The 6,572-nt window shown below is 42.4% G+C and carries 8 protein-coding genes; all 8 read left to right on the forward strand.

The window, feature by feature from the left end:
* Positions 1-125 precede the first annotated feature (125 nt).
* The 8 genes from AC3LHT_RS04435 to AC3LHT_RS04470 are packed head-to-tail and all read left to right on the forward strand — an operon-like array spanning position 126 to position 6,420.
* Positions 126-1,214, forward strand: coding sequence for a 4Fe-4S binding protein (locus AC3LHT_RS04435; protein ID WP_290645696.1), 1,089 nt, complete (start codon positions 126-128; stop codon positions 1,212-1,214).
* Complete coding sequence (gene thrC / locus AC3LHT_RS04440) at positions 1,211-2,455, forward strand: threonine synthase (protein ID WP_488662097.1); 1,245 nt, start codon at positions 1,211-1,213, stop codon at positions 2,453-2,455. Before AC3LHT_RS04435 ends, thrC begins: the two co-directional genes overlap by 4 nt.
* Positions 2,445-2,918 carry a (2Fe-2S)-binding protein gene (locus AC3LHT_RS04445; RefSeq protein WP_290645700.1) on the forward strand — a complete coding sequence of 158 codons (474 nt, stop codon included), beginning with the start codon at positions 2,445-2,447 and terminating at the stop codon, positions 2,916-2,918. The genes thrC and AC3LHT_RS04445 overlap by 11 nt, the downstream gene beginning before the upstream one ends.
* Complete coding sequence (locus AC3LHT_RS04450) at positions 2,911-3,537, forward strand: nucleotidyltransferase family protein (protein WP_290667097.1); 627 nt, start codon at positions 2,911-2,913, stop codon at positions 3,535-3,537. The genes AC3LHT_RS04445 and AC3LHT_RS04450 overlap by 8 nt, the downstream gene beginning before the upstream one ends.
* Entirely contained in the window at positions 3,497-4,261 is a 765-nt protein-coding gene (locus AC3LHT_RS04455; protein WP_290645704.1) for an XdhC family protein, read from the forward strand. Before AC3LHT_RS04450 ends, AC3LHT_RS04455 begins: the two co-directional genes overlap by 41 nt.
* A gap of 19 nt (positions 4,262-4,280) precedes the next feature.
* Positions 4,281-5,114 carry an FAD binding domain-containing protein gene (locus tag AC3LHT_RS04460; protein WP_290645706.1) on the forward strand — a complete coding sequence of 278 codons (834 nt, stop codon included), beginning with the start codon at positions 4,281-4,283 and terminating at the stop codon, positions 5,112-5,114.
* On the forward strand, positions 5,114-5,950 hold the full coding sequence (locus AC3LHT_RS04465; RefSeq protein ID WP_290645708.1) for an FAD binding domain-containing protein: 837 nt from the start codon (positions 5,114-5,116) through the stop codon (positions 5,948-5,950). The genes AC3LHT_RS04460 and AC3LHT_RS04465 overlap by 1 nt, the downstream gene beginning before the upstream one ends.
* On the forward strand, positions 5,947-6,420 hold the full coding sequence (locus AC3LHT_RS04470) for a (2Fe-2S)-binding protein (RefSeq protein WP_290645710.1): 474 nt from the start codon (positions 5,947-5,949) through the stop codon (positions 6,418-6,420). Before AC3LHT_RS04465 ends, AC3LHT_RS04470 begins: the two co-directional genes overlap by 4 nt.
* Positions 6,421-6,572: the final 152 nt, after the last annotated feature.

Below are 6,572 nucleotides of genomic sequence, written 5' to 3' on the forward strand. Positions count from 1 at the left end.
TGAGCTTTTTAACAAAGCCATCGAGATTGATCCAAACTACGCCCGTGCTCATGCCTGGCGAGCCTGTTCGATGGCCAACACAGCTGGTTGGTATCCGGATGATTTCACACCGAAGGATGATTTGAATGGATTTAAGTGTTGAGATTGCTGGAATAAAATTAAAAAATCCCATTCTGCCAGCTTCGGGACCATTAACAGGAGATAACAGGAAAATGCTCGCGCTCGAAAGGCTTGGAGTAGGTGGTATGGTTACGAAGACCATATCTACAAAAGCCGCTGAGGTACCCAGACCGTGTATAATTGCAGGAAACAACTATGTCATGAATACTGAATTGTGGACCGAATTTCCGCCCGAAAAGTGGGAAAAAGAATTTCTGCCAGCATATCGTGCGGAAAGTGGGATTCCTCTAATTGTCAGCTTGGGGTATACAGTAGAAGATCTCAATCTTTTAGTGCCAAGGTTTGATGGATTCGCTGATGGATTTGAGTTATCGACACATTATGTTGCCGATGATCCAAAATTGATGAAACAGCTGATAAAAGCCGTGAAGAAACACACTAGAAAACCAGTTTTTTTGAAATTCGATCCCTCAGTGCCTGATCCAGAAGGCATGGCGAAAACCATTGAAGAAGCCGGTGGGGATGGCATTGTTATCATGAATTCACTTGGTCCCGCTTACCCTTTAAACAGCAAGCTAAAAAGGTCTTACCTTGGAAGCGAAGATGGTTTTGGATGGATAAGCGGCCCGGTAATAAAACCCCTTGCTCTTGCTATGGTAAAACGAGTTGCTAAATCGACTTCTCTACCCATTATAGGCGTGGGCGGTATATCGAGTGCCTTGGATGTCATTGATTTCTTGATGGCTGGCGCGACTGCTGTTCAGTTTTTATCGGCAGCTTTGATTAGAGGAAAAAGCATTTACAAACGGATCATTGATGATCTTCCAAAAAAACTTCAGGAAATTGAGGTACACAACGTAAGAGAGATAATTGGAACTGCTAAATATTCCAATAACAAGGCCAGTTACGAAAAGCGGCTTCCGGTTATAGACAAGGAAAAATGTACATTATGTGGCCTTTGCGTAGATGTATGCCCATATTTTGCTCTATCTATAAAAAACAACGCCGTAGTTGTGGCTTCAGAAGAGTGTTTTGGTTGTGGATTATGTCAAAGCCGGTGCCCTGTAAAAGCAATCGGGGGTGTACTACTGTGAAAAGATTTCTTTTACGCTGTCTCCATTGTGGCAAGGAATATGATCCCTCTGAGGTTGAATATACCTGTCCACATTGTGGAGATAGAATGGGGACGCTTGAAATCGTCTATGATCCTGATTACCTAAAAAAAACCATCAAAAAAGAGCACTATGAGGAATTTTCGCCAAAAGGGATATGGCAATTTGAAGAACTTCTTCCTATACGCGAAAATGGATGGAGACCCCCTCTTCTCGTTGGAAACACACCCTTGTATGATTCTACAAATCTAGCGGGAAAATTAGGAGTTGGTAAGATATTCATCAAGGATGATGGGAGAAATCCCACTGCGTCTTTTAAAGATAGGGCCAGTGCAGTCGCAGTAGCCAAAGCGGTGGAAAAAGGCTATGACACCCTTTTCTGCGCCTCAACAGGAAACGCCGCAAGTTCGTTATCAGGCTTATGTGCTGCTTCGGGACTGGAAAGTTATATTTTCGTTCCAGCTTCCGCTCCAACGGCAAAATTAACTCAGTTGCAAGTTTATGGTGCAAACGTGATTCCAATAGACGGGAGTTACGCCGAAGCTTTTGATATTTCCATGAAGATAGGACTCAAGGAGAATTGGTATTGTCGAAATAGTGCCATTAACCCTTATTTGCTCGAAGGAAAGAAGACTGGTGCTCTTGAAATGGCTGTTCAGTTGAATTGGAAATTGCCTGACTTTGTTTTCGTTTCCGTTGGCGATGGAACGGTATTGAGCAGTTTCTACAAAGGATTTATGGACCTCAAGGAAGCCAAACTCATCGATAAGATGCCAACAGTGGTGGGAGTGCAGGCTGAAGGAGCCGATGCGGTAATTAGGGCTTATGAAAAAGGCGAGCCTTTTGAACCGGAGGATATTTCTGCGTTCAGCGTAGCTGATAGCATCTCGGTTGGTAAACCTCGAGACTTTTTGAAAGCGTGTCTCTATACCAAGAGAAACAATGGACTCTTTGTAAGGGTTTCAGACGAAGAAATACTGGATAGTATAATTGAACTGGCAAGAACAACGGGCGTTTTTGCTGAACCAGCTGGGGCAACAGCTTTTGCTGGTTTCAAAAAACTTCATCGCAAGGGATTGTTCACCGATTCTACACGTGTAGCGATAGTTATAACCGGCAATGGATTGAAGGATCTTAAGGCTCCACTGAAAATACTCAAGTCTCTTAAAAAAGTGCCTGCAAACTTGGACAGAGTCAGGGAGGCGATAAAAAATGATAGTTGAGTTTACTTTGAATGGAGAAAAAGTAAAATATGATGTCAGGCCAGATAAGCGAGTTCTTGACTTTTTTCGAGATGAACTGGGGTTGACCGGTCCTAAAGAGGCCTGTGGTGAAGGTGAATGTGGTGCCTGTACTATCATTGTGGATGGCTTAAATGTGCATTCCTGTTTAATGTTAGCCGCCGAACTCGATGGAAAAGACGTTTGGACTATTGAAGGCTTGAAAGGACCTGGTGAAAAGTTGCACCCAATTCAGGAAGCGTTTGTGGAAGCTGGTGCTATCCAATGTGGATTCTGTACTCCAGGCATGGTTATGTCTACCAAGGTATTACTCGATAACAATCCTTCACCTACGCGCGAAGAGATAAAAAAAGCACTTGAAGGAAATCTTTGCAGATGCACAGGTTATTATAAAATAATTGAAGCTGTTGAACTCGCAGCTGAGAAGTTAAAGGGCGATGGATAGAGAAAAAATTGCCATTGTGATTCTTGCTGCCGGTGCATCAAAGAGGTTTGGAAGCAGGAAACTCTTATCACAACTCAAAGGAAAGCCACTTATTTCCTATGTGCTAAATGAATTCTGTATTGAAAGCTATGGTAAAAAAATACTCGTTGTAAATCCTTATTTTCCATTAGATATCGTTAAGTGTGAAAGGTTCAAGATTTTGATTAATAATAACTATGAAAATGGCCTTGCAACAAGTTTGATAATTGCGGTAAATGAAGTTCTATCAGAAGGCTATGACGGTTTTTTTATATTACTGGGGGATATGCCTTTTCTAATGGAAACAGACGTTGAGAAGTTATTGAAGGTTATACAGAAAGATCCGAATTGTATCATAGCTTTTCGCTACAACGGTATAAAGGGGTTCCCAACATATGTTCCAAAAAGATATTTCGACAGGGTGTTGAGCTTGAAAGGAGATCGGGGAATTAAGCAACTCATCGCGGCACAGGAGGTAAAGGTTAGGTACCTTGAAGGAAGTTGGCGCCATATATTCGATGTTGATACCCCTGAGGATCTTAAGGAGGCTGAAAAATTTCTTGAAAACCCTCAAAGAATTGATGAAACAACTCTCGGATAATAAAGAATATGTTTTGGCAATAGTGGTTTCAGCAAAATCATCGAGTTTCCGAAACCCCGGTGAAATATATGCGATGGATGAGAATGGTGAAGTTTATGGCAACCTCAAAGGAGCTTTTGGTGAATTTGTGCAACGCAATTTCAGAAGAGCTTTGTATAACGGCGAATCTTTTCTTGAACGCTTCACCGAGTTCAGATCAGACGCTGGAAAACATGGAGCAACATGTGGCGAAAGAACCGAGGTGTTTTTCATGTACCAAGGTGTAGGGCCGATGGTGCACATTTTCGGTGCAGGAGATATCACGTCTTTGCTTCTTTCGGTTTTCAGAGTTGCCGGGCTGAACTGCACTGTGATCGACGATGACGAAACTTTTTTATCCCGCATACAGGGTGCCAAAACATACAAGGTTGATTATGGCAAAAAGACGGGATTTCCAGAAATAAAACCCGGCGATTTCTGTGTGATAGTTACCAGAGGCCATATCAGGGATCTTGAAGCGTTGAAAATCTGCTTTTCAAAATCTCCACGGTACATCGGAATGATTGGCTCAGAAAAGAAAAACGCGGAGTTAAAAGAACAGTTCATAGCTGAAGGATTCACTGAGAAAGATTGGAAAAGGATATCTACTCCTATTGGCCTTGACATAGGTGCGAATACACCAGGTGAAATAGCCATTGCCATTGCTGCTGAAATAATATTTGAAAAAAGAAAGAAAGAAATGTAGAAACTTAGGGGGTGTAGCGGTGGGGTTTGATGTTTTTCTACCTGAATCTGAAGATGAGCTTATGACTTTGTTAATGCGCGAAAATGCAAAAATCATGGCCGGTGGAACCGATTTACTTGTGCGCATACGAGCTGGAAGGATAAATCCTGACAAGATTATCAGTTTGTCAAAGATTCAGGGTATGAATGAAATTACCGATGTAGGCGACCGTATTCGGGTTGGCTGTAGAGTTACACATTCAATGGCCTTGAATTCTAATGTGTTGAAAGAGCATTCTCCTATTATGCTCATGGCATTAAAAGAAATCGGTTCCCCTCAGATAAGAAATCGCGGGACAATTGTGGGAAATGTTGTCAACGCATCGCCAGCTGGTGATTCCCTTATTCCTCTATATTTGTCTAATGCAAAAGTGGTTATACATGGCCCAAAAGGAGAACGCAAGCTTCCCATTGAAGAATTTATCAAGGGCCCTGGCAAAACTGCGTTGTCTATGGGTGAATTTGTGAGAGCCGTGGAATTCGAGAAGTCAGGAAGCTGGCATCCGTTGTTTTACAAAGTTGGTCAAAGAACAGCTATGGCCATTGCAATCGCTTCACTGGGGCTTTTAATAAAAGGGGATAACCTGAGAATAGCTTTTGGTTCTGTTGCCCCTACTGTTGTGAGAGCTTACAAAGCCGAGCGCTATTTTAAAAGAAGCAATGGGATTATCACAGTGATGGATGAATTTATGGAACGTTGTTTGGAATATGTTTCACCGATTGACGACATAAGAGCTTCTGCATGGTATAGAAAGGAAGTCATAAAAAACCTTTTGAAAAGTGCTTTTGACTTCTGGAGAAAGAAGGTGTTGTGATGCTTGCAAATGTGAAAGAATACTTTAAGCCTACCACGGTTCAAGAAGCCTTTGAGCTGTTTAACGAAGACAGAGCGCATTCGGTTTTCCTTGCCGGTGGGACTACGGTTGCTTTGATGAAATCATCTTCGATTGAAAGAATCATTGACCTCGAAAATGTCGGGTTGAATACTATTTCAGAAAAGGATGATAACCTGGTAGTTGGTGCTATGGTAAAAATTGAAGATTTTCGAAAAAACGAACTCGTTCGTAAGCATTACGGGGATTTTTTCTTTAATGCTTTTTCCAAGGTCGCCAGCTGGCAGTTGCGTAATATGGCAACAATTGGAGGGTCAATTGCTCCAAAACTTGGTTGGTCAGATGTTACGGCATGCTTGATTGCAAGTGACGCGCGGCTTATCGTTTATGATGAACAGGGATTCAGAAATATATCTATCGATGAATTCAATCATACTCCGAAAGCGGAAAAGCCTCTTATAACTAACGTGGTTTTTACGGGAAATGGATATTCTTACTCTTTTAAGAAATTTTCGAAATCCACCTTTGATATTGCAATCATCAATGTTGCAATTGGACTGAAGTTGCAAAGGGATATTATTGAAGACGCGCGAATTGTTGTGGGATCCAGACCTCACTTTCCTGTGAGATTCTCAGTTGTCGAAAAAGGAATCAGAGGTTTGAAGTTAGACAATACCACCGCATCCATAGCCCGAAATCTTACCTACGAGAATTTCGAAGGTGGTTCCAACTTGTTGGCATCTGCTGAATATCGACAGCATCTAGCATCCATATTCGTCGAACGGGCACTGCTTGATATAAGGGAGATGGTACTGTGAAGCTCGAACTCAATGTTAATGGAAAGGTACATTCTGTTGATATCAATCCGGGTGAAATGCTTTTGGATGTGCTCAGACGCTTAGGGTATAAAAGCGTTAGAAGGAGTTGTGACAACGCCAGTTGTGGAAATTGTACAGTGCTTGTAGATGGAAAACCCATACTTTCCTGTACCACTTTCGCAGCCAGGGCTGCTGGACATAAAATTGAAACTGTTGAATCTCTCGCCGAAGAAGGAAATTTGCATCCAATACAGGAATCGCTACTTGAAACAGGAGGCGCACAGTGCGGTTTCTGCATACCCGGCTTTACCCTTACAACCAAGGCCCTGCTTGAGGAGAATCCCGAACCCACAGAAGAGGAAATTCGAGAAGCGCTTAACGGAAATCTCTGTCGATGTACGGGATACGAATCACAAATCAGGGCAATCCTCAATTTAGTCAAAAAGAGAGGGGGCCTTTCCGATGACTGATACATTGAACACAAAAGAGTTGAAACGCTTTGCGGCAGTGAATAGAAGTGTGAAAAAAGTAGATGGCGTTGCTCTTGTAACTGGCCAGCCAGTTTATACAGACGATTTTGATGTTCCCGGAGCTCTTCACGTAAAGCTGGTCAGAAGCCCCC

This window comes from Kosmotoga sp., assembly GCF_982836095.1.